Source organism: Massilia sp. Root335 (assembly GCF_001425685.1).
Classification (GTDB): domain Bacteria; phylum Pseudomonadota; class Gammaproteobacteria; order Burkholderiales; family Burkholderiaceae_D; genus Telluria; species Telluria luteola.
This window is the reverse complement of record NZ_LMCY01000008.1, coordinates 122,298-146,971: the sequence shown is the minus strand read 5'-3', so window position 1 is coordinate 146,971 and position 24,674 is coordinate 122,298. Positions and strand designations below refer to the sequence as shown.

Below are 24,674 nucleotides of genomic sequence, written 5' to 3'. Positions count from 1 at the left end.
TCATGAAATTTTTCTCATATTTCACGTAAATTGTTTTCAAAAGCCAAATAAAGTTCGCCGATTTCGATAAGCACAACTGTCAATCATCAGCTTTTCGTTTCGGCGCAGGAGAATCGGCAGGGGTGACAAGCGTGGAAACACATCGTTACACGTGTTGACACCAAGCTACGCCGAATGATTTTATTGGCATCTTGGAAAACCGTATGCATCAAGCAAGTGCAACCCGCGTCGACCAAACCCGTCGCTAGCCGACGCCGACGGCAGTGCCGCGATCCGGCCTGCCGTTTTAAACCCTGGGAGTTTTAAAAATATGAGAGAGAAGAATTTGTCCCGTTCAATCCGGATGATCTGCCTTGGCGGCGTCGCCCTTGCGGTGCAGGGTGCTTATGCCCAGGACACGCAGCCCGCGCCGATGCAGCGCGTCGAGGTCACCGGTTCGCGCATTGCCTCGCCGAACGCGGAGTCGCCGTCGCCGCTGCAGGTGCTGACCGCACGGGACATCGCCGCCTCGGGTGCCAACAACCTGCAGGACCTGCTGCTGCAAAACCCGACCCTGGGCACGCCGACCTACAGCCGTACCAACACGGCATTCCTGACGTCCGGCGCCGGCGTTGCCACCGTCGACCTGCGCAACCTGGGCACCTCGCGTACCCTGGTGCTGGTCAACGGCCGCCGTTTCGTGTCCGGCGTGCCGGGCAGCGCCGCGGTCGACCTGAACGCGATCCCGACCGACTTCGTCGAACGCGTCGAACTGATGACCGGCGGCGCCTCGGCGGCCTACGGCTCGGACGCCGTGGCGGGTGTGGTCAACATCATCACCAAGCGTAATTTCGACGGCCTCACGATCGACGCCCAGGGCGGCGAGAGCTCGAAGGGCGACAGCGAGAAGCGCAAGCTGTCGATCACCTTCGGCAGCAGCAACGACAACGGCTTCCTGATGGGCCACATCGGCTTCACGCGCGACGGCCAGGTGTGGTCGCGCAACCGCGAAGCATCGGCGGTCGACCAGTCGTCGAAGATGGTCGTCGAGACCGGCGACCCGGCCGACGCCTTCGTCGCGGTCCGTCCGACCTACTCCAGCTACGCGCCGCAAGGCCGCTTCACCTACACGGGCGCCAACGGCAAGACCGGCAGCTACACCTACGACGCGAACGGCAACCCGATCCCGTTCGTCTCCTCGGTGTCCGGCTTCAACCGTTCGTACTATCGTTCGATCGCCGTGCCGGTCGACCGCTTCGTGCTGGCCCTGAACGGCGAGCGCAAGATCGACGAGCACAACAGCGCCTTCATCGAAGGCACCTATGTCTCGACCCGCTCGGGCAGCGTGATCGAGCCGTTCGCGCTGAGCTCGGCCGACATCTTCAGCAACGCCCAGGTGCCGGCCGGCACCATGGTCAACGGCACGCTGGTGAAGAACCCGCTGGTGCCGCAATACCTGTACGACCGCATCAGCGACACCGACGGCGACGGCATTCCCGACTACTCGTTCACGCGCCGCATGGCCGAAGTCGGCACCCGCAGCAACAGCGTGGACCGCGATACCTTCCGCCTCGCCACCGGTTTCAAGGGCGACTTCCACGCGTGGAAGGACTGGAACTATGAAGCGTATGTGTCGTACGGCCAGACCAAGGAAGCCCAGCAGTCGAGCGGCCAGGTCAACGTCCTGAACTTCCGCAACGCACTGAGCGCCATCCCCGATGCGAATGGCAACCCGGTGTGCGCGGACGCCAACGCGGTCACCCAGGGTTGCGTGCCGATCAATATCTTCGGTTTCAACTCGATCAGCAAGGAAGCGCTGGCCTACGTGAACGCGCCGGGTTCGCTGACGACCCGCACCACGCAGAAGCTGGCTGGCGGCCACATCGACGGCGAAATCTTCGACCTGCCGGCCGGCCCGCTGGGCATCGCCGCCGGTGTCGAGTTCCGCAAGGAATACTCGGAATCGACGCCTGACGCGCTGACCCAGGCCGGCCTGAACGCCGGCAACGCGACCCCGCCGACCCAGGGCGAATTCAGCGTGCGCGAAGCCTTCGTCGAGGCCCACGTGCCGATCCTGAAGGACCTGCCCTTCATCAAGGAACTGAGCCTGCCGATCGCGTTCCGCCACGGCGACTACTCGTCGGTGGGCAGCACCAACAGCTGGAACGCCGGCTTCGAATGGACCGTCGTCGACGACGTCAAGCTGCGCGGCACCCGCTCGCTGTCGACCCGTGCGCCGGACATCAACGAGCTGTACCAGGCTCCGAGCCAGGACTTCCCGACCGGCCTGACCGACCCGTGCGAAGGCGTGACCGCGACGTCGCAAGGCGTGTACGATGCACGCTGCCGTGCCGATCCGGGCGTGGCCGCGAACATCGCCAAGAACGGCCAGTTCACGAACACCCTGGCCGACCAGCAGGGCGTCAGCGGTTACAACCGCGGCAACCCGAACCTGCACGCGGAAAAAGGCCGTTCGACCACCCTGGGCGTCGTCTGGACCCCGCGTTCGATCCCGATGCTGAAGCGTTTCACCTTCACGGCTGACTACTTCAACATCAAGATCGCCGACGCGATCGTGTCGACCCCGCGCCAGTTCGCGCTGACCGGCTGCTACAGCGGCACGAACCCGGCCATGTGCCAGTTCATCACCCGCTGGCCGACCGCGAACGGCGCCAGCAGCGCCGGCGCCCTGCGCTACATCGACACCGCCGTGTCGAACAGCGGCGGCAAGGCCACCTCGGGCATCGACCTGACCGCGGCCTGGACCGACCGCGTCGGCCCGGGCACCCTGTCGACCCGCCTCGCGTACACCTACGTGAAGACCGGCTACGACGTGCCGCTGCCGGGCGCGGACCGCGATCCGTTCGCCGGTGAAATCGGCGCGCCGAAGAACAAGGCGAACCTGAACCTGGGCTATCGCTGGAAGGACCTGAACGTCAACGCCACGTTCGACTACATCGGCCGTTCGTCGCTGGACGACCAGTTCCTGTCGGGCTTCGACCTGCCGGCGAACTCGCTGCAAGTCGGTTCGCGCACCTACACGAACATGCAGGTGTCGTACCAGCTGATGAAGAAGACCGAGCTGTACTTCGGCCTCGACAACGCGTTCGACGTCAAGGCGCCGCCGATCATCTCCGGCCTGCCGGGCGACGTGACCGGCACCGAGACCGACGGCGGTACCTACGACCCGATCGGCCGCCGCTGGTACGCAGGTATCCGCGTCAAGCTCTGATCGACCGCCTCTCCGGCACGCCCGCGTGCCGGACGCGCCAAGCCGCCCGCCCTGCGCGGGCGGCTTTTTTTTCGGCGCACGGCGACGCGGCGCCACGTTTGCCGCCCAGCTTACGCGGCGGGCGTCTTGGCGGTATCATGCGCCATCGGCCGGCCCGGCAATGCGGCGGCGCGGCCCAACGAAAGTGAACATGGCTATCAAACTCAAGACAGACAAAGACATCGCGAAAATGCGCGTCTCCGGCCGGCTGGCGGCCGAGGTGCTGGAAATGATCGGCGAATACGTCGTCCCCGGCGTATCCACCGAGGAACTCGACCGGCGCTGCAACGAATACATCCGCAAGGTGCAGAAGGCCACGCCGGCCAACGTCGGCTACCACGGCTTTCCCAAGACCCTGTGCACGTCGGTCAACAGCGTCGTCTGCCACGGCATCCCCGCGCCCGCCGAGATCCTCAAGGACGGGGACATCGTCAACATCGACGTCACCGTGATCAAGGACGGCTGGCACGGCGACACGAGCCGCATGTACTTCGTCGGCACGCCCAGCCCGGAAGCAAAGAAGCTCGTCGACACGACCTACGACGCCATGATGGCCGGCATCCGCGCCGTGCGCCCGGGCGCGCGCCTGGGCGACGTCGGCCATGCGATCCAGAAGCTGGCGGAAGCCGCCGGCTATTCGGTCGTGCGCGAGTACTGCGGCCACGGCATCGGCAAGGTCTACCACGAAGACCCGCAGGTGCTGCACTACGGCCGCCCGAACACGGGCATGCTCATCAAGGAAGGCATGACCTTCACCGTCGAACCCATGATCAACCTGGGCGATTCGGACGTCGAGCAGCTCGACGACGGCTGGACGGTCGTGACGCGCGACCGGTCGCTGTCCGCGCAGTGGGAACACATGATCGCGGTGACGAAGAACGGGTTCGAGATCCTGACGCCCTGGCCGAAGACCAAGTAAAAAACGCGACGTAGGGTGGACTCCCCGAGCCCACGCGCGACGTTTGCAGTCTGCTTGCGTTACGCGTGGGCACAAGGGTGCCCACCCTACGTAATCCGCACAAATGAAAAACGCTCCCGAGGGAGCGTTTTTCATGGATGCTGCGCCGGATTACTTGGCGTTCATCAGCGCCACGGTGGTGTCCAGCATGCGGTTGCTGAAGCCCCACTCGTTGTCGTACCACGACGACACCTTCACCAGGCGGCCCGACACCTTGGTCAGCGTCGCGTCGAAGTTCGACGACGCCGGGTTGTGGTTGAAGTCGACCGACACCAGCGGCTCGGTGTTGTACGTCAGGATGCCTTTCAGCACGCCTTCCGATGCGTCCTTCATCAGCTTGTTGATCTCTTCGACCGTCGTGTCGCGCTTGGCGATGAACGACAGGTCGACGATCGACACGTTGATGGTCGGCACGCGGATCGCGTAGCCGTCCAGCTTGCCGTTCAGTTCCGGCAGCACGAGGCCGACGGCGGCGGCGGCACCGGTCTTCGTCGGGATCATCGACTGCGTGGCCGAACGGGCGCGGCGCAGGTCTTCGTGCATCACGTCGGTCAGCACCTGGTCGTTGGTGTAGGCGTGCACGGTGGTCATCAGGCCGTTTTCCAGGCCGATGGCATCGTTCAGCGGCTTGACCAGCGGAGCCAGGCAGTTGGTGGTGCAGGACGCGTTCGAGATCACGGTGTCCGTCGACTTCAGCACGTCCTGGTTGACGCCGAACACGATGGTGGCGTCGACGTCCTTGCCGCCCGGTGCCGAGATGATGACTTTCTTGGCGCCGCCCTTCAGGTGGGCCGAAGCCTTTTCCTTGGTGGTGAAGAAGCCGGTGCACTCCAGCACGACATCCACGCCCAGCTCGCCCCACGGCAGTTCCGCCGGGTTGCGCTGCGCGTACACGCGGATGCGGTCGCCGTTGACGATCATGTAGTCGCCGTCGACTTCGACGGTGCCCGGGAACTTGCCGTGCGTGGTGTCGTAACGGGTCAGATGGGCGTTGTGCTCGACATTGCCGAGGTCGTTCAGCGCCACGATCTGGATGTCCTGCTTCTTGCCGCCTTCGTAGAAAGCGCGCAGCACGTTGCGGCCGATGCGGCCATAACCGTTGATTGCTACTTTGATCGTCATTTATTCACTCCTGATTAAAAAAATCCTAACACCGAAGCATAGCGTGAAACCCGCCGTACGGACAGTCACCGGTCCGTGCGGCGGGCGCAATCCATCAGGCCGCGAGAACGGCCTTGACCTTGGCGACCACGTTCTCGACCGTGAAGCCGAAGTGCTTGAACAGCACCGGGGCCGGGGCCGATTCGCCGAAGGTATCGATGCCCACTACGGCACCTTCCAGGCCGACGTACTTGTACCAGAAGTCCGTCACACCAGCCTCGACGGCCACGCGCGGGATGCCGCGGCCCAGCACGGCAGCCTTGTAGGCCGCGTCCTGGCGCTCGAACACGTCGGTCGACGGCATCGACACCACACGCACCTGGATACCCTGGCCAGCCAGGGTTTCGGCGGCTTTCACCACCAGTTCCACTTCCGAACCCGTCGCGATCAGCACGGCGGCCGGGTTCTGCGCGTCGCGCAGCACATAGCCGCCCTTCGCGATATTGGCGACGGTCGCCGCGTCGCGCTCCATGAACGGCAGGTTCTGGCGCGAGAAGATCAGCGTCGACGGGCCGTCCTTGCGCTTGACCGCTTCGCCCCAGGCGACGGTCGATTCGGTCGTGTCGCACGGACGCCAGTTGTCCAGGTTCGGGATCAGGCGCAGCGACGAGACGTGTTCGACCGACTGGTGCGTCGGGCCGTCTTCGCCCAGGCCGATCGAGTCGTGGGTGAACACGAACAGCGAACGGAGCTTCATCAGCGCGGCCATGCGCAGCGCGTTGCGGCTGTAGTCCGAGAACGTCAGGAAGGTGGCGCCGAACGGGATGAAGCCGCCGTGCAGGGCGATGCCGTTCATCATGGCGGACATGCCGAATTCGCGCACGCCGTAGTTGATGTGGTTGCCCGGCGTGCCCGAACGCAGCGGGATCGATTCCTTCCAGTTGGTCAGGTTCGAGCCGGTCAGGTCGGCCGAGCCGCCCAGGAATTCCGGCAGCACCGGCGCCAGCGCCTGGATCGCGTTCTGGCTCGCCTTGCGGGTGGCGATGGTTTCCTTCTTGTCGATCGTGGACGCGATGGCGTCAGCAAGCGTCTGTTCGAAATGACCGGGCAGGTCGCCCTTCATGCGGCGCTCGAATTCGGCGGCCAGTTCCGGATACTGCGCGCGGTAGCCGGCGAACACCTCGTTCCATGCGCCCTCGGCGGCGGCGCCCTTCTGCTTCTGGTCCCAGGCGTCGTAGATCGGGGCCGGGATGTCGAACGGGACCGCGTCCCAGATCAGGTGCTCGCGCACCGCGGCGACTTCCTTCTCGCCCAGCGCGGCGCCGTGCACCTTGTCGCCGCCCTGCAGGTTCGGCGAACCCTTGCCGATGATGGTCTTGCAGCAGATCAGCGTCGGACGGTCCGACTTCTTGGCCTGCGCGATGGCGGCATCGACGGCCGCGACGTCGTGGCCGTCCACGTGCGGGATCACGTTCCAGCCGTAGGCTTCGAAGCGCTTCGGCGTGTCGTCCGTGAACCAGCCTTCGACCTTGCCGTCGATGGAGATGCCATTGTCGTCGTACAGCCAGATCATCTTGTTCAGGCGCAGCGTGCCGGCCAGCGACGCCACTTCGTGCGAGATGCCTTCCATCAGGCAGCCGTCACCCACGAACGCGTACGTGTAGTGGTCGACGATGTCGAAGCCCGGACGGTTGAATTCCTTGGCCAGCAGCCACTCGGCCAGCGCCATGCCGACGGCGTTGGCGATGCCCTGGCCCAGCGGGCCGGTGGTCGTTTCCACACCCGGGGTGATGCCGACTTCCGGGTGGCCCGGCGTCTTGCTGTGCATCTGGCGGAAGTTGCGGATATCGTCCATCGACAGGTCGTAGCCCGACAGGTGCAGCAGCGCGTAGTGCAGCATCGAGCCGTGGCCGTTCGACAGCAGGAAACGGTCGCGGTTCATCCAGCCCGGATTGGCCGGGTTGTGGCGATAGTGGCCGTCCCACAGCGCGACGGCGATCTCGGCCATGCCCATCGGCATGCCGGGGTGGCCGGAATTCGCCTTCTGGACGGCGTCCATCGCCAGCGCGCGGATTGCGTTGGCCATCAAGGTGGTGGTTTGCAGAGATTTCATGGGTGTGGTGAAGTCTGAGGATTGGAAAGCGGTGGCACGAGCTGGCCTTAACCGCGTATTTTACCAGAGCACGGTCGGCGGGATTTAAAATGCCGGCTCGTTAACGGTTCCGATTGCCATCCATGCCACGTTTCTACTGCCCCCAGCCGCTCGTCCCCGGCAGCCTCGTCGACCTGCCGGAAGCGGTCGCCCACCACCTGCACGTCGTGCGCCAGCAGAGCGGCGACGATCTCGTGCTGTTCAATGGCGAGGGCGGCCAGGCGCGCGCGCGGCTCGTCGAGATCGGCAAGCGCCGCGCCACCGCCGAAGTCCTCGCGATCGACGCCGTCGACGTGGAACTGCCGTTCCGCGTGACCCTCGCCCAGGGCTTGCCGGAGGGCAGCAAGATGGACTGGATCGTCGAAAAGGCCGTCGAACTGGGGACGGCGGCGATCCAGCCGCTGGCCGCGCAACGGTCCGTCGTGAGGCTGTCCGGCGAGCGCGCCGACAAGCGCCTGGCGCACTGGCAAGGCGTCGTCGTCAGCGCGTCCGAGCAGTGCGGCCGCAACCGCCTGGCCGACGTCGCGCCCATCCAGGACTTCCATCGCTGGCTCGGCCAGGGCGCGGCGGGCGGCGTGCGCATCCTGCTGTCCCCGCGCGCCGAGGCGTCGCTCGCGCAGTGGACAAGGCAGACGCCGGCGCAGGACGTCACCCTGCTCGTCGGCCCGGAAGGCGGCTTCACGGAGCAGGAAGAAGACGCGGCGCTGGCCGCGGGCGCGCTCGCATTGTCGATGGGGCCGCGGGTGCTGCGCACGGAGACGGCCGGGCTGGCCGCGCTCGCGATCCTGGCCGCGGCCTGGGGCGGAATCTGATGCTTCGATAAGTCAGTAGGGTGGGCACACCGTGCCCACGCGAACGCCGGCGTCACGCGAACGCCGACGTCACGCGAACGTTACGCGTGGGCTCGGGGAGCCCACCCTACACCTGCACGGCGATCAGAACACGTAGTTCAGGCCGAGGCTGTAGAAGCGACCGACCGCGCCTGCCTGGTGCAGCGAGGCGTTGTAGGCCGTCTGGTTGCCGGCGTTGCCGTAGGTGGCGACGTCGATCGGCGGCTGGCGGTCGAACAGGTTCAGGATCGCGCCCTTCAGGCTCAGGTTCTGCGAGACCTTGTACACGACGTTCAGGTTGGTCGTCGTGAACGAACGCACTTCGCAGTACACGCCCGGCTGGTCCACGCCCTGGAAATAACGGCGGCCACCGACGTCGAGACCGGTCGATGCGCAGTCGTTGGCTTCCAGCGACGGATCCTTGGTCGAGAACGAGCTCGTGTAGTTCATCGTCGCGGTCACATCCAGCGGGCCGCGGTTCCAGCCCAGGGTGAACTGGGCGCGGTCCTTCGGCGAACCGGTTGCGCCCGACACCACGGACGGGCCCTGCGTACCGGCCAGTTCGTACGACACGCCGCCTGCCGCCTCGCTGATGTAGCTGAAGGTGTGCGAAGCGCTCAGGTTGGCGTGCACCAGACCCATGTCGTTCGACAGGCGCCAGCGGTAGCCGACGTCGGCTTCGATACCCGAGGTCTTGGTGCCGCCCAGGTTGATGTACGGCGACTTCGCGTAGATGATCGGGCCGACCGCCGGGGTGCCGACGGTGGTGCCGGTGCCGACGCCGGTCGCGATGTCGACCGGGGTGGCCGGGCCGCGCACGAAGTCGGGCGAGAAGCTCGGGTCGTTGCCGGCCGCCGTCACGATCTGGTTACGGACTTCGATCTTGTAGTAGTCGAGCGTCGCGTTCAGGCCCTTGAGCGGTTCGACGATGATGCCGAGGGTGTACGACTTCGACTTCTCGGGCGACAGGTCCTTGCTGGTGACCTGGACGTACGGCGGGTTCATGCCGCAGGACGAAGGCACGTTGCCGGCGGTGTACTGGTGGCCGTCCTTGCACAGGATCGGGTCGTTGATCGCGTTGAACGTGAAGAACGAACCGGCATTGCCCACCTCGGCCGGGTTCGGCGCGCGGAAGCCGCGGGCGAACGTGCCGCGCACACCGAACATCTTCGACGGCGACCACTTGAACTTGGCCGCTGGCGTGAACGAGTTGCCGTAGGTGTCGAAGTGGTCGTAGCGGCTCGAGACGCCGACTTCGAGGTTCTTGATCGGCGTCGCCTGCAGTTCGGCGAAGACCGCGCTGTTGGTCTCGTTGCCGATCACGAAGGCGGACGTGTTGGCGACCTGGCCGTTGGCCGTCAGGCTGGCGGCCGGGGCGTTCTGCTGGCGCTTGTGCCAGTGCACGCCGGCACCCAGGGCGACCGGGCCCGCGCCCCATTGCATCAGTTCGCGCGAACCCACCAGGTCGATGTAGTTCAGCTTCGAATCGAGCGAGTTGGAGAAGGTCGGCGAGATCTGGGACACCAGGGCCGGCGAATTGCCGCCCACCGGGTTCCAGGAACCGTTGAAGATCGCGTTGTACAGCGCCAGACGGTCGATGTAGCCGCTGTATTTGAGGTCGAGCTTGGTCTCGGTGACGCCGGCGGCCGCATTCACGTCCCAGCCGTAGGCGCTGCCGTGCAGGTCGAGGGCGAAGCGGGTCGTCTTGGCCGTGTTGTCGATGGTCGAGACCGGATCCACGCCCGGGATGAAACCGTACAGGCGGGCCGCGGCGCCGAGCTGGTTGTACGAGGCGGTGGCCGGGATCAGGGTGCTCGGCACGCGCCCGATGTTCGCCACCAGCACGCCGTTGTTCAGCGAGGTGTAGCCGGGGACGGTGGTCGGCGAATAGCTCGGCATGAACGAGCCGAACGTGCCGGTCGTCGGATAGGAGCTGCCGCGGTTGTTGATGCTGTTACGCTGGAACATCGAGCCCTTGAAGGCCAGTTCCCAGTCGTTGTTCAGCTTCTTGGTCAGGCCGACCATCACGTTGATGTTCTCGGTGGCCGGCTGGATGTTGGTGGTCGTGTCGCGCACCGCGCAACCGCCCGCCATGTATTTCGTGTAGTTGCAGGCGGTCGGGTCCAGGAACTGGAAGTTCGCCGCATTGTTGACGCCGCCGGCGCCGGCCGCGTTGTACAGGAACGGGCTGGAGGTCGCGGTCAGGAAGCTGTTGATGCTGGACGGCACGCCGACGCGCAGGTCGTTGCCGCCGCGCGAACGCCAGTCCGCGTTGTCCCACATGAACTGGTCGCGGTCGGAGGTCTTGATGTCGCCCTGGCGGCGCCATTCGGCCGTGATGAAGGCGTTGTAGCCGTCGTTGTCCAGGTCGCCGATGCCGGTGCTGAACGACGCCTTGTGGGTGTCGCCGCCGCCGTGCTGGGTGGTGCCGCTCTCGGCGCTGAAGCGGGTGCCGGTCAGGTTTTTCTTCAGCTTGATGTTGACCACGCCCGCGATCGCGTCCGAACCGTAGGTCGACGATGCGCCGGCCTTCAGCACCTCGATGCTGTCGATGGCGTCGAACGGAATGTTTGAGACGTCGACGAAGGAGCGCTGCGAGTCGTCCGACAGCGGATACGGAGCGATGCGGTGGCCGTCGACCAGCACCAGGGTCGCGCCGACGGTCAGGCCGCGCAGCGAGACGCCCTGCGCGCCGTTGGCGAATGCGCCCGAGAAGCCGGAACCGAGGGTACCCTGGCCGTTGGCGGCGAGGTCGTTCAGCAGTTCGCCGATCGAGCTCTTGCCGCTGCGCTGGATGTCCTGTGCGGTCAGCACCTGCACGGGGGCCGGGGTTTCGGTGTCGGTGCGGCTGATCAGCGAACCGGTCACGACCACGCGCTGGACTTGCTGGGGCGCGGCACCGTCCTGCGTCTGCGCCATTGCCGGCGCTGCAAGCATGGCACCGCTGGCAATTGCGCAGGAAATCGCAAATGGCATCGACTTCAATTTAAACGTCATGAAAACTTCTCCTTCTCGAATCTCTCAAAGTGGTTTCTTACGTTCACCGAATGCAGACACGATGCTTGCGCGCGGGGGCGGCCATGCTGCGCCGCCCCCGCTTGCACCCCGTGGCCTGCAAAGGCTTTTGGCCTGGTGCGTTTGAACTACATTCACTTACACACTGAATTGCTGTGTTTTTTCATCATTCGCCCTGTAGGACGAACCCTCTCAATTAACGTTTCATCGATATCAAACGTTACTGACGTGTCGATAAAACCATAGCAAAAGCGAAAGTGTCAATAAAACACAATTGTTGAAATGTGTAGAAACAACACATTTTCGAAAAGGAAGAATTAATGTTTTCCGCTGGTGCAACGCAGCACCAGAAAGGGTTTTTCTTTAAACAAATATTGCACCATCGAAGTGAATCATAGCGACCCGTTGTAAATATTCCGCGGATTCAATCCGGGACGATGTTCGACGCACCGCAGCAAGAATTTTCGTCGACGTATGCATATCGCATGAAAGTATGGACGTGGCCCATGATGTCCGGGTCGTCACCATGCATGGGGGAAACCAATGTCGGTTGCTTGCTTACAACACAATTGACGTAAACGGCAGGTCCGGGCACCACAGCCGCCCCGGCCTTTCCTGCCGGCCCGCGCGGCCGATGCCTTATACTGGCGCCTGTACCGATCTGCCGCCGCCGGCACGGCGCCCGTCCGGCGCCGCCGCGCGCCGGCCACCACTCATCATGCTGCGAATTAACGAACTCAAACTCCCCCTGAACCACCCCGACCACGCCCTGCGCGACGCCATCGTCGGCCGGCTTGGCATCGAAGGCGACGACCTGATCGATTTCACGGTCTACAAGCGCAGCTACGACGCGCGCAAGAAGAGCGCCATCGTCCTGACCTACGCGCTCGACGTCGACGTGCGCGACGAAGCGGCCGTGCTGGCCCGGCTGGCACACGATCCGCACGTCGTTCCGGCACCCGATACGAGCTACAAATTCGTGACGAAGGCGCTGCCGGCCCCGGGCGTGCCGCGTCCCGTCGTCGTGGGCATGGGGCCGTGCGGGCTGTTCGTGGCGCTGATCCTGGCGCAGATGGGCTTCAAGCCGCTCGTGCTGGAGCGCGGCAAGATCGTGCGCGAGCGCACCGTCGACACCTTCGGCTTCTGGCGCAAGCGCAAGCTGAACACGGAATCGAACGTGCAGTTCGGCGAAGGCGGCGCGGGCACGTTCTCGGACGGCAAGCTGTACAGCCAGGTCAAGGACCCCAGGCACTACGGCCGCAAGGTGCTGAACGAATTCGTGAAGTCGGGCGCGCCGGAAGAAATCCTGTACGTCAGCAAGCCGCACATCGGCACCTTCCGCCTCGTCAAGATGGTCGAGCAGATGCGCGCGGAGATCCTCGCGCTGGGCGGCGAGATCCGCTTCCAGACGCGCGTGGAAGACGTGCTGATCGAGGGCGACGGGAATGCCCGGCAGGTCGTCGGCGTCAGGCTGCATACGGGCGAGACGATCCCGACCCGCCACCTCGTGATGGCCGTCGGCCACAGCGCGCGCGACACGTTCGAGATGCTGTACGAACGCGGCGTCTACGTCGAGGCCAAGCCGTTCTCGATCGGCTTCCGCGTGGAACACCCGCAGTCGCTGATCGACGTGTGCCGCTTCGGTCCGAACGCCGGCAACGAGATCCTCGGCGCGGCCGACTACAAGATCGTGCACCACGCTTCCAACGGGCGCAGCGTGTACAGCTTCTGCATGTGCCCGGGCGGCACCGTCGTGGCCGCCTCGTCCGAGGAAGGCCGCGTCGTGACGAACGGCATGAGCCAGTATTCGCGCGCGGAACGCAATGCCAACAGCGCCATCGTCGTCGGCATCACGCCGGCCGACTATCCGGGCCACCCGCTGGCCGGCGTCGCCTTCCAGCGCGAACTGGAATCGCGCGCCTTCGTGCTGGGCGGCGGCAACTACGATGCGCCGGGCCAGTTGATGGGCGACTTCGTGAAAGGCAGGGCGTCGACCGAATTCGGCAGCGTCGTCCCGTCGTTCAAGCCGGCCGTGCACCTGACCGACCTCGCCCCTTCCCTGCCCGACTACGCCATCGTCGCGATGCGCGAAGCCTTCGTCGCCTTCGACAAGCAGATCAAGGGGTATTACAAGGAAGACGCCGTGCTGACGGGCGTCGAGACGCGCACGTCGTCGCCGATCCGCATCAAACGCCACGACGACAACCTGCAGAGCCTGAATACGCGCGGCCTGTACCCGGCGGGCGAAGGCGCGGGCTACGCGGGCGGCATCATGTCGGCCGCCATCGACGGCATCCGCGTCGCCGAAGCCGTCGCGCTGGCGATGGTCGGCTGATCCTCCTCATCGGTTCCGGGGCCGGGGCCGGCCGGCCCCGCCACACCCCGCCGGCGTGCGCACAAACGGTGCATGTGAGGCATCAATAGATTTCGCACAGGAATATTGTTTCAAATTCTTACAACTGCTGATGTAAATCTGTCTGTTTTTGACGTAATTACACAACAAAATTACCCGGGTTTTAGTTTCTGTGGTGTATCTTTACCAGTCTTGAAATATTGGTGAACCGCTATTTCAAACTTGCTTACCTAAAACAACAGGACCAAGATGCTCACTGAAAAAACCATGGCGCGCACCCTGCGCCTCGTATTCTCCGGCACCACCCTCGCGGCCGGCTTTGGTTTCGCTGGAAATGCCCTGGCACAAACCCAGGACGCCCAGCAGGCCCCGATCGCCCGCGTCGAAATCACCGGCTCGGCAATCAAACGGATCGACGCTGAAACCTCCGTGCCCGTCACGGTGATTCGTGCCGACGACCTGAAAAAGGAAGGCATCACCACCATCGAACAGGTGATGGCCAACCTGAGCGTCTCGCAAGCCCAGCAAGGCACCAGCCAGTCGGTGGGTTCCAGCACCGGCGGCGCCTCGTTCGCCGACCTGCGCGGCATCGGCCAGAACAAGACCCTGGTGCTGCTGAACGGCCGTCGCCTGGCGAACAATGCCTACGACAGCTCGGCCCCCGACCTGAACATGATCCCGTTCGCCGCGCTCGAGCGCGTCGAAGTGCTGCGCGACGGCGCATCGTCGCTGTACGGCTCCGACGCCGTCGGCGGTGTGATCAACTTCATCACCAAGAAGAATTTCCAGGGTGGCGTCGCCACCTTCGGCGAAGACGTCCCGTCGCATGGCGGCGGCCGTTCGATCAACGCCAACGTGGCCTTCGGCTTCGGCGACCTGGACACCAAGGGCTGGAACATCTCGGCCGTGATCGACCACCAGGAACAGTATCCGCTGACCGGCACCGACCGCTCGTACAACACCCGCTATCCCGGCGGCCTGTCGTCGTCGACCTTCCCGGCCAACTACTACCAGGGCGGCGACAGCGTCAACCCGGCGGGCCCGGGCTGCACGACCGGCGTGCACCTGATCCCGGACGGCGGCACCGGCTGCCTGATGACGACCTCGTCGTTCGTCGACTACGTCCCGCGCAACGTGCGCGACTCCGGCCTGATCCGCGGCACCATGAAGCTGGGCGAGCACGAACTGGGCGTCGAGTACCTGACGAGCCAGAGCATCGTGGCCACCACCATCGCCCCGGTCCCGTACGGCGGCCTGTACATGAACCGCCTGCGTCCGGACGGCACGGCCAACCCGTACTTCCCGGCCGGCCTGGATGCGGCCTACACGGAACCGTACATGCCGGACGGCGTGCAGCCGGGCTTCGCCCACGTGAAATGGCGCGACATGCCGAACGGCGTGCGCCAGGACAAGAACACGAACCGCCAGCAGCGCCTGGTCGTTTCGCTGCAAGGTAACATCGGCGGCTGGGACTACGAGAGCGCCGTCACCTGGAACGAAAACCGCGTGCAGGAGCAGCTGTTCGGCTACAGCGACGGCGGCATCATCACCCAGGGCGTCCTGAACGGCGTCATCAACCCGTTCGGCGACCAGTCCGCCGCAGGCACCGCCCTGCTGAACTCGGCCGCACTGTCGGGCACCATCCAGAGCGCCCGCGGCCAGTCCACCGGCGCCGACTTCCACGCCAGCCGCGAAGTGGGCGACTGGCTGAACGCCGGTCGCGCCGCCGCACTGGCACTGGGTGTCCAGGGTACGTACGACAAGTTCACGAGCGCCGCCAATACGGAGTTCGCCGAGAAGGTCGTCGCATCGACCGGTATCGACCCGAACACGTTCAATTCCGGCACGCGCCACGTGTTTGCCGGCTACGGCGAACTGAACGTCCCGATCAACAAGACCCTGGACGTGACGGGCTCGGTCCGCTTCGACAAGTACAGCGACTTCGGCAACTCGACGAACCCGAAAGTCTCGTTCCGCTGGCAGCCGGCACAGTCCGTGATGCTGCGCGGTTCGTACTCGACCGGCTTCCGCGCGCCGTCGCTGTACGAGATCCACTCGGCACAGACCTACACCAACACCGCCGGCACCTACGACGACCCGATCAACTGCCCGGGCGGCACCCCGCTGCCGGGTCACTCGCGCGCCGCGAACTGCAGCCAGCAGTTCCAGGTGCTGGGCGGCGGCAGCAACACGCTGCAGCCTGAGAAGTCGAAGAACGCCACCCTCGGCCTCGTGATCGAGCCGCTGAAAGGCCTGAGCGTCGGTTTCGACCTGTGGGCCCTGAAGCTGGATCACCAGATCAGCACGCTGAGCCAGGACGACGTGTTCGCGGATCCGGTCAAGTACGCCTCCGTGTACCACCGCAACCCGAACGGCGAACTGTCGGTGGACGGCTCGCAATGCCCGAACCCGGCAACCTGCGGCTATGTCGACCTGCGTAACCAGAACCTGGGCGGCATCATCACCAACGGTCTCGACCTGTCGGCCAACTACCGCTTGCGCAGCGCCGCCTACGGCAACTTCACGTTCGCGTCGAACACCACCTACGTCCACAAGTACGACTACCAGAACTCGGAAGGCGGCGAGTGGCACAAGAACGTTGGCGTGTACTCGGGCAACAACCCGGTGTTCCGCTGGCAGTCGACCAACAACCTGGTGTGGAACAAGAACGCCTACTCGGCCGGCCTGACCGCGCACTACAAGAGCGGTTACGTCGACCAGGACCCGACCAACCACGTCGCTTCCTACACCACGTTCGACACGTTCGTCGCCTGGACGCAGCCGAAGGGCCTCGGCCTGACGGTCGGCGTGCGTAACCTGTTCGACAAGGATCCGCCGCTGTCGTACCAGGACGCCACGTTCCAGGCCGGCTACGATCCGCGTTACACGGATCCGCTGGGCCGTACCTTCTACGCGCGTGCAACCTACACGTTCTAAGCTGGCCGCCACGTAGCAATGCAAACGCCCGGTGCTCGCGCACCGGGCGTTTTTTATTGTGCCGGTGATTCAACGCAGGGCGGGCTCACCGGGCCCGCCCTGCATCACAACCAGCCAGCCTTCTTGAACTTGCGATACATGTAGACGCCCACGGCAATCATGATGGCGAGCGCCGTCGGATAGGCCCACTTCCACTCCAGCTCGGGCATGTACTTGAAATTCATGCCCCACACGCCGGCGAACGCCGTGAACACGGCAAAGATCGCCGCCCACGCGGCCAGGCGCTTGTTCACTTCGCTCTCGTCGATCGAGACCATCGACAGGTTCACCTGGATCGCGGTGCTGGTCGTGTCGCGGATCGAGTCCAGGCGGCCGCCGATGCGGATCAGGTGGTCGTGCACGTCGCGGAAATAATCCTGCGTGCCGGTGACGAGCGTCGGCACGCGGCCGCCGTGCAGCCGGCCGATCGCTTCCATCAGCGGCATCACGGCATGGCGCAGGACGAGGCCCTTTCTCTTCAACTGGTACAGGCGCTCGACGTTCTCGCGCTGGGCGCCGTGCGTGAAGATGCGGTCCTCGACGGTCTCCAGTTCCGACTCGAGCATGTCGACGATGGGGAAGTAGCGGTCGACGACGGCGTCCATCAGCGCGTACATCACGAACGCCGATCCCATCTTGAGCAGGTGCGGTTCGCGCTCCGCGCGCGCGCGTACGCCCAGGAAGCCCTTGGCCGAATCGCGCCGCACCGACAGCACGTAGTTCTTGCCGGCGAAGATCGCCAGTTCGCCGGAGGCGAGACGGTCGCCTTCGACGAGGTCGACCGTGTGCACGACGGTGAACAGGCAGTCGCCGTATTCTTCGATCTTGGGGCGCTGGTGGCCGCGCGCGGCGTCTTCGACGGCGAGTTCGTGCAGGCTGAACTCTTCCTTCATCTGCGCCATTTCGGCGTCGGTGGCATCGCGCAGCGCAACCCAGACGAAGCAGTCGGGTTTAACGAGAAAATCGCTGATGTCCTCGACGGGGATGTCGCACAGCTTCTTGCCTTCCTGGTAGGCGACACAGTTGATCAGCATGTCATCGGGTGGTTGTTGCTAAGATGACAGAGCTTACACCAACGTCACGCGTGCCGGCATTACGCGAACGTCCGCGTGGGCTCGGGGAGCCCACCCTACGCGCCCCGCCCGCCGTAGGGTGGGCACCCCGTGCCCACGCGCGCAGTGTCGAACAAGCCCCGCGGGCCTTTCGAATAAGGCCCCCGGGCCTTTCGAATAAGGCCCCCCGGGCCTTTCGAATAAGGCCCCCCGGGCCTTTCGAATAAGGCCCCCCGGGCCTTATTCGTCCTTCGCGCCGTCGATGCCGAGTTCGGCAATCTTGCGCGTGATCGTATTGCGCCCGATCCCGAGCCGGATCGCCGCGTCGTTCTTGCGTCCGTGGGTGTGCTTCAGCGCCGTGCGGATCAGTGCCGATTCGAACTGGCGGCCCAGCACGTCCATCACTTCGACCTGCCCTTCCGACAGCATGCGCGCGGCCTGCATTTCGAGCAGGCCGATCCAGCCGTCGGCGCCGTTCGGCGGCGCGCCATGGTCGGCGCCGTGCGCCGCGGCTGCGGGCGGCGCGGCGAACGCGACCGTGCCTTGTGCGCCGACGCCCGAGCCGAGTCCGACGGCAAAGCCGTTGCCGCCCGCCGGGGCGGCCTGGGCCTGGGTCAGGTCGCGCGGCAGGTCCTTCACTTCGACCGTCTGGCCCGGCGCCATCACCGTGATCCAGTTGCACAGGTTTTCCAGCTGGCGCACATTGCCGGGGAGTTCGAGGCCGGTCAGGAAACGCACGGCCTCCTCGCTCATGCGCTTGGTCTCGACGCCCAATTGGCGTGCACTCTGCACCAGAAAGTGGCGCACCAGAATGGGGATGTCTTCGCGCCGCTCGCGCAAGGACGGAAGGCGCAGGCGAATCACGTTCAGGCGGTGGTACAAGTCTTCGCGGAACAGGCCGTCGCGCACGCGCTGTTCCAGGTTCTGGTGCGTCGCGGCGATCACGCGCACGTTGGCCTTCACGGGCTGGTGCCCGCCCACGCGATAAAAATGGCCGTCGGACAGTACGCGCAGCAAACGCGTCTGCAAATCGAACGGCATGTCGCCGATCTCGTCCAGGAACAGCGTGCCGTTCTCGGCCTGCTCGAAGCGGCCGCGCCGCATCGCCTGCGCGCCCGTGAACGCGCCGCGCTCGTGGCCGAACAGTTCGGATTCGAGCAGGTCCTTCGGGATCGCCGCCGTGTTCAGCGCGATGAACGGCTGCTGCGCGCGCGGGCTGTGCTTGTGCAGGGCGCGCGCGACGAGCTCCTTGCCGGAACCGGATTCGCCGGTGATGAGGACCGTCACGTTCGACTGCGACAGGCGGCCGATGGCGCGGAACACTTCCTGCATCGCGGGCGCCTGGCCCAGGATCTCCGGCGTCTCGCCGGGCGCGATGTCGACGCTGGCGTCGCGCAGGCTTTCCTCGAGGGCGCGCCGGATCAGCGCGACGGCCTTGTCGATGTCGAACGGCTTGGCCAGGTATTCGAAGGCGCCGCCCTGGAACGAGGCGACGGCGGAATCGAGGTCGGAGAACGCGGTGATGACGATGACCGGCAGGCCGGGATGGCGTTCCTTGACGGCCGCCAGCAGGTCCAGGCCCGATTCGCCCGGCATGCGGATGTCCGACACCAGCACCTGCGGCGTATCCGTTTCGAACGCTGCCAGCGCTTCGCGGCCGCTGGCAAAACTCCGGGTGGCGAGGTTCTCGCGCGCCAGGGCTTTTTCCAGCACCCAGCGGATCGATGCATCGTCGTCGACAATCCAGATTGGTTTCATGTAATTCGTTTTTCCCGCGAAGGTTCAAGGGGGACCGACGCAGCCGCCCTCTCATCCGCTGCTTATGGCAGGGGAATCAGGATGCGGAAATCCGTCAATCCAGGCCGGCTTTCGCACTCGATCAGTCCCATGTGCTGCTGCACGAAGGTCTGCGCCAGGGTCAGCCCGAGACCGCTGCCGCCTTCGCGCCCGGAGACGAGCGGATAGAAGATGCGGTCGCGGATATCGGGGGCGATGCCCGGTCCGTTGTCGATGATATGCAAGTCTAATGCCAGGCCGTAACGCACCTTCGCCAGGGTGACCTGGCGCGCCACGCGGGTGCGCAGGACGATCTCGGCGTCGCCCGCCGCGATCCGGGCGCGCAGGGCCTGGGCGGCGTTGTGGACGATGTTCAGCACGGCCTGGATCAGCTGTTCCTTGTCGCCGCGGAACTCGGGAATCGACGCGTCGTAGTCGCGCCGGATGGCGAGCCCGGACGGGAACTCGGCCAGCACGAGGCTGCGCACGCGCTCGCACACTTCGTGGATGTTGACGTCGCCCACGATGTGCGGCCTGCGGTGCGGCGCCAGCAGGCGGTCGACCAGCGTCTGCAGGCGGTCGGCTTCCTTGATGATCACCTGCGTGTACTCGCGCAGGGAACTGAGGTGCACGTCCGGCAGTTCCAGCTCCAGCAGCTGGGCCGCGCCGCGGATGCCGCCCAGCGGGTTCTTGATCTCGTGGGCGAGGTTGCGGATGAGCTCCTTGTTGGCCAGGCTCTGGTCGAGCAGGCGCTCCTCGCGGTCGAGCTTCAGTTGCTGGACGTTCTCGCGCAGCTCGACGACGACCTCGGCCTCGCCGGCCGCGCTGACGATGCTGTGCACGTGCAGCGGGTCGCGCGCCGGGCGGAACAGCGTGAGGTCCTGGCGCAGGTCGGCGTATTTGTGGGCGATCGCCTGCTCGCACAGGACGCCCAGTTCCTCGCCGTTGGTGAACAGGCCGACGAGCTTCTGGCGCGACAGTGCCTTGGCGGACATGTCGAGCAGGTGCTCGGCGGCCGGATTGGCGTAGCGCACGAGCCCGCCGGCGTCCGCCACCAGCACGGCGGAGGCGAGCATGTCGAGGCCTGCGAAACGGTCGTGCTGGAGGGGCTGGGCCGGGGTTCCGTTCATCGCAGGGGTGTCGTCCTTATCGTATGTTGGCGATCTCGCGCCTGAGCGCTTCGATGTTCTTTTCGCTGCGGCCGATGTCGTCGCGCATCTGGGCCACGCGCTCCTGGTACTTCGCGTAATTCTTTTCGTTGCCCTGGCGTTCCGGTTCGCCGTTGTTGAAGTCGCGCTTCAGGTCCGCCAGTTTCCGTTCCTCGGACCGCAATTCGTCCTCGAGGATCGCGCGCCGGTCGTCGTCGCGCGCGCGCTGCGTGGCCGTGTCCACGCGCGGGAATCCCGCCGGATTCGGGTTCGCCGCCGGGCGCCCCGCCCCTTGCCGCATCGTCACCGCGGGCGCGGCGCGCGGCGCCGGGGCCGGCGTCGAGATATAGCCGGGCAGGTCGAGCACTTTACAGCCGGGTTTATTGATGTCGGTGAACTCCACCCGGCCGTCCTTGGAAACGCATTTGTAGACGACGGAATCGGCCCGGGCACCGTCGTGCGCGGCAAGTCCCGCGAGCAACGCCAGGCGCAGGAAGAAGCTGCTTGTCATTCGCATCGGGGCAGTCTGGATGCATGGTTGGGAAGCTTCCGACTATACCCCATCCAAGAAAAAACGCGAGGCAGCCGGCTGGCTTTCCCCGCGTTTTCGTTACTGTGTGGATACACTCCAGTGCCGTTCGTTTCCAATCCGGCACTGGGTGATGCCAACGAATTACGACGAGTAGTACATGTCGAATTCGGCCGGGTGCGGGGTCATGCGCAGACGCTGGACTTCCTGCATCTTCAGGTCGATGTAGGCGTCGAGCATGGCATCGCTGAACACGCCGCCGCGGGTCAGGAACTCGCGGTCCTTGTTCAGGGAGTCCAGCGCTTCTTCCAGCGACGAGCAGACGGTCGGGATCAGCTTGTCTTCTTCCGGCGGCAGGTGGTACAGGTCCTTCGTCGCGGCTTCGCCCGGGTGGATCTTGTTCTGGATACCGTCCAGGCCGGCCATCAGCAGGGCTGCGAAGCACAGGTAGACGTTGGCCAGCGGGTCCGGGAAGCGGGTCTCGATGCGGCGGCCTTTCGGGTTCGCCACGTGCGGGATACGGATCGACGCCGAACGGTTCTTGGCCGAGTAAGCCAGCTTGACCGGGGCTTCATAGCCCGGCACCAGGCGCTTGTACGAGTTCGTGCCCGGGTTGGTGATGGCGTTCAGGGCCTTGGCGTGCTTGATGATGCCGCCGATGTAGAACAGCGCGGTTTCCGACAGGCCGGCATAGCCGTCGCCGGCGAACAGGTTCTTGCCGTCTTTCCAGATCGACTGGTGGACGTGCATGCCCGAGCCGTTGTCGCCGTTCATCGGCTTCGGCATGAAGGTGGCGGTCTTGCCGTAGCTGTGGGCGACGTTCCAGATCACGTACTTCAGGTTTTGCGTCCAGTCGGCGCGCTCGACCAGGGTCGAGAACTTGGTGCCCAGTTCCATCTGGCCCGCACCCGCCACTTCGTGGTGGTGCACTTCGACCGGGATGCCCAGCGATTCGAGGATCAGCGAGATTTCCGAACGCATGTCCTGGAAGCTGTCGACCGGCGGGACCGGGAAGTAGCCGCCCTTGACGGAAGGACGGTGGCCGCTGTTGCCGCCTTCGAATTCCTTGTCGGTCGACCACGAGGCTTCTTCCGAATCGATCTTGACGAAGCTGCCCGACATGTCGATCTTCCAGCGGACCGAATCAAAGATGAAGAATTCCGGCTCCGGGCCGAAGTAGGCGGTGTCGCCGATGCCCGACGACTTCAGGTACGCTTCGGCGCGCTTGGCGATGGAACGCGGGTCACGATCGTAGCCCTTGCCGTCCGACGGTTCGATCACGTCGCACTGCATGAACACGGTGGTCTCTTCAAAGAACGGGTCGATGTTCGCGGTGTTCGGATCAGGGATCAGCAGCATGTCCGATGCTTCGATGCCTTTCCAGCCGGCGATCGACGAGCCGTCGAATGCGTGGCCGGATTCGAATTTGTCTTCGTCAAAATGCGAGATGGGAACGGTCACGTGCTGTTCCTTGCCGCGGGTATCGGCGAAGCGCAAATCAACGAACTTGACTTCGTTGTCCTTCAGCATCTGCATTACATCTGCGGCGGTCCTTGCCATTCGTATCTCCTAAGTCAAAAAGGGGTGTCGACGCCGACGGGGCGTGCGACAGGCGCATTTCCTTCTAAGCAGAAATTATGCCAGCATTTTTCCCTGAACAAATAAATAATGAATACTTTGAGGCCACTCAATTTGGCCCTTAAAATCAATGACACCGTATGGGTGCACGGATTTGATGCAAACTCATGCATACGCACCAAACAAGTGCAATTTTTCGAGTATGCACCGATTTGATGCACAGTGCACCAAAAGTGCGAGCCGATGCGTCGCTGCGAACTGTAACGGTGCGGCGACGGCGCCCGCAACCAGGATAGATGGAGAACATGACATGAGTACGACCGACGAGATTCTCGCCAATGCCCGGACCCGCGCGCCCGGCCAGCCTTACGCGGGCGCCGTCACCCCGCTGGAAGCGTTCGCGCTGCTGCAATCGGACCCCAGGGTCAAACTGGTCGACGTGCGTACGAATGCGGAACGCGACTGGGTCGGCCGCCCCGCGCTGCCGGACGCCCAGCACGGCGCCGTGCAATGGTCGCTGTACCCCGGCGGCGCGCCGAATCCCGATTTCGCCACGCAGCTGCAAAACGTCGCCGCACCCGGCGACGTCGTCCTGTTCCTGTGCCGTTCCGGCGTGCGTTCGCGCCACGCGGCGCGCACGGCCACGGAACTGGGCTACCCGAATGCGTTCGACATCCTGGAAGGTTTCGAAGGCGACCGCGACCCCGAAGGCCATCGCAAGACCGTGGGCGGCTGGTGCAAGGCCGGCCTGCCCTGGATCGGCGCCTGATCCCCGTCATCTCCTGGCCGCACCGTGACAATCGCTGAGATTCCGCACGGTGCGCGCGTGCTAGCATGCCGGCTCACCGCTGACCTGGAGATGGAACCCATGAAGATCGAATCCGCCGTACCCGCCCGCCTGCGCGTGCGTCTCCTGTGCGCGGGCGTCGCGGCGCTGTTGTGCGCATGCGGCCCCGGCGGTCCCAAGCGCGAGACGGACGACGGCAGCGGCGGCGACACCGGGCCGAGCACGGGCATTTCCGTGCTGGCCGGCGATGCCGCGGTCAGCGGCAGTTCCGACAACAAGGGCGCGGCCGCCCGCTTCAATACGCCGCGCGGCATCGCCATCGACGCGAACGGCAACCTGTACGTGGCCGACCAGCTGAATTTCGCGATCCGCAAGGTCGCGCCGGACGGCACCGTGTCGACGTTCGCCGGCAAGCGCGGCACGAGCGGGACGAAGAATGGCACGGGCACCAACGCCCTGTTCACGCAGCCGTCGGCCATCACGATCGACGGCAACAGCGACCTCTACGTCACGGACGGGGTGGCGATCCGCAAGATCACGCCGGACGGCACCGTCAGCACGCTCATCACGTTCGCCGCCAGCGACTTCTCGGGCGACACCCGGCTCTTCCCCGGCGGGATCGCCGCGGACGGGTCCGGCAACCTGATCGTGACGACGGGCGTCGACACGCGCCGCGTCCCGCTCGCGAATCCGAACCGCTGGACGAAGCTGGAAACGGGTGCCGTCGAGATCCTTCCCGGCACGATCGACCCGGTCACGCGCGGCGTCGCCGTGAATGCCGACGACACGGCCTACGTGGCCGACCTGAAAAAGACGATCAGCCGCGCCACGTCCGGCGCGTCGAGCCTGGCGACGTTCGCCGGTACGCCGGGGCAGACGGGCAAGGACGACGGCAACGCGACGACAGCCCGCTTCCAGCAGGTAGTCGCGCTCACGGTCGCCAAGAACGGCGACCTGTACGCCGCCGACGCCGTCAACAACACGATCCGCAAGATCACGACGAATGCGGTCGTGACGACGCCGGCGGGCACGGCCGGCGCGACGGCGCTGAAGACGGGCAAGCTGCTCGGCAGCTTCGCCACGCTGCGCGGCCTCACGGTCGCCCCCGACGGCACGCTGTATGCGACGTCGGGGCATGCCGTCGTCAAGATCGTCCTGCCGTAACGCGG

15 protein-coding genes are annotated in these 24,674 nt (G+C 65.0%); 7 read left to right on the top strand and 8 right to left on the bottom strand.

Annotation, left to right across the window (positions count from 1 at the left end; translation table 11 throughout):
• Positions 1 to 325: 325 nt before the first annotated feature.
• Positions 326 to 3,211, top strand: coding sequence for a TonB-dependent siderophore receptor (locus ASC93_RS06590; protein WP_229412622.1), 2,886 nt, complete (start codon positions 326 to 328; stop codon positions 3,209 to 3,211).
• A 190-nt stretch (positions 3,212 to 3,401) separates the two neighbouring features.
• Positions 3,402 to 4,169 (top strand): type I methionyl aminopeptidase, encoded by a 768-nt coding sequence (map, locus tag ASC93_RS06585; protein ID WP_056438988.1) that lies wholly within the window; start codon positions 3,402 to 3,404, stop codon positions 4,167 to 4,169.
• A gap of 150 nt (positions 4,170 to 4,319) precedes the next feature.
• Here the strand turns inward: map and gap are convergent, their stop codons facing one another.
• Both gap and tkt read right to left on the bottom strand, forming a co-directional pair.
• Positions 4,320 to 5,330 (bottom strand): type I glyceraldehyde-3-phosphate dehydrogenase, encoded by a 1,011-nt coding sequence (gene gap, locus ASC93_RS06580; RefSeq protein ID WP_056438985.1) that lies wholly within the window; start codon positions 5,328 to 5,330, stop codon positions 4,320 to 4,322.
• 94 nt (positions 5,331 to 5,424) lie between these two features.
• Positions 5,425 to 7,422: a transketolase gene (gene tkt, locus ASC93_RS06575; RefSeq protein ID WP_056438982.1), complete on the bottom strand. Its 1,998-nt coding sequence runs from the start codon at positions 7,420 to 7,422 to the stop codon at positions 5,425 to 5,427.
• Between the two features lie 122 nt (positions 7,423 to 7,544).
• Between tkt and ASC93_RS06570 the strand changes: the two genes are divergently transcribed.
• The gene (locus ASC93_RS06570) at positions 7,545 to 8,273 is read left to right on the top strand and encodes a 16S rRNA (uracil(1498)-N(3))-methyltransferase (RefSeq protein ID WP_056438979.1); all 729 of its coding nucleotides are present in this window, start codon (positions 7,545 to 7,547) and stop codon (positions 8,271 to 8,273) included.
• A 123-nt stretch (positions 8,274 to 8,396) separates the two neighbouring features.
• Here ASC93_RS06570 and ASC93_RS06565 read toward each other — a convergent pair whose 3' ends face one another.
• Positions 8,397 to 11,288 (bottom strand): TonB-dependent receptor, encoded by a 2,892-nt coding sequence (locus tag ASC93_RS06565; protein WP_056438976.1) that lies wholly within the window; start codon positions 11,286 to 11,288, stop codon positions 8,397 to 8,399.
• Between the two features lie 736 nt (positions 11,289 to 12,024).
• Between ASC93_RS06565 and ASC93_RS06560 the strand changes: the two genes are divergently transcribed.
• Positions 12,025 to 13,641 (top strand): NAD(P)/FAD-dependent oxidoreductase, encoded by a 1,617-nt coding sequence (locus ASC93_RS06560; RefSeq protein WP_056438973.1) that lies wholly within the window; start codon positions 12,025 to 12,027, stop codon positions 13,639 to 13,641.
• A gap of 267 nt (positions 13,642 to 13,908) precedes the next feature.
• Positions 13,909 to 16,596 carry a TonB-dependent receptor gene (locus ASC93_RS06555; RefSeq protein WP_082547807.1) on the top strand — a complete coding sequence of 896 codons (2,688 nt, stop codon included), beginning with the start codon at positions 13,909 to 13,911 and terminating at the stop codon, positions 16,594 to 16,596.
• Between the two features lie 104 nt (positions 16,597 to 16,700).
• Here ASC93_RS06555 and corA read toward each other — a convergent pair whose 3' ends face one another.
• The 5 genes from corA to glnA form a co-directional block, all read right to left on the bottom strand.
• On the bottom strand, positions 16,701 to 17,669 hold the full coding sequence (corA, locus tag ASC93_RS06550) for a magnesium/cobalt transporter CorA (protein ID WP_056438967.1): 969 nt from the start codon (positions 17,667 to 17,669) through the stop codon (positions 16,701 to 16,703).
• 258 nt (positions 17,670 to 17,927) lie between these two features.
• Complete coding sequence (ntrC, locus tag ASC93_RS06545; protein WP_056438965.1) at positions 17,928 to 19,445, bottom strand: nitrogen regulation protein NR(I); 1,518 nt, start codon at positions 19,443 to 19,445, stop codon at positions 17,928 to 17,930.
• 62 nt (positions 19,446 to 19,507) lie between these two features.
• Positions 19,508 to 20,593, bottom strand: a complete 1,086-nt coding sequence (glnL, locus tag ASC93_RS06540) for a nitrogen regulation protein NR(II) (RefSeq protein ID WP_056438962.1) — start codon at positions 20,591 to 20,593, stop codon at positions 19,508 to 19,510.
• Positions 20,594 to 20,609: 16 nt separating this feature from the next.
• Positions 20,610 to 21,122, bottom strand: a complete 513-nt coding sequence (locus tag ASC93_RS06535; RefSeq protein WP_056438958.1) for a hypothetical protein — start codon at positions 21,120 to 21,122, stop codon at positions 20,610 to 20,612.
• Positions 21,123 to 21,284: 162 nt separating this feature from the next.
• Positions 21,285 to 22,700: a type I glutamate--ammonia ligase gene (gene glnA / locus ASC93_RS06530; RefSeq protein ID WP_056438955.1), complete on the bottom strand. Its 1,416-nt coding sequence runs from the start codon at positions 22,698 to 22,700 to the stop codon at positions 21,285 to 21,287.
• A 328-nt stretch (positions 22,701 to 23,028) separates the two neighbouring features.
• Between glnA and ASC93_RS06525 the strand changes: the two genes are divergently transcribed.
• On the top strand, positions 23,029 to 23,487 hold the full coding sequence (locus tag ASC93_RS06525) for a rhodanese-like domain-containing protein (RefSeq protein ID WP_056438952.1): 459 nt from the start codon (positions 23,029 to 23,031) through the stop codon (positions 23,485 to 23,487).
• Between the two features lie 99 nt (positions 23,488 to 23,586).
• On the top strand, positions 23,587 to 24,669 hold the full coding sequence (locus ASC93_RS06520; RefSeq protein WP_056438949.1) for a hypothetical protein: 1,083 nt from the start codon (positions 23,587 to 23,589) through the stop codon (positions 24,667 to 24,669).
• Positions 24,670 to 24,674 lie beyond the last annotated feature (5 nt).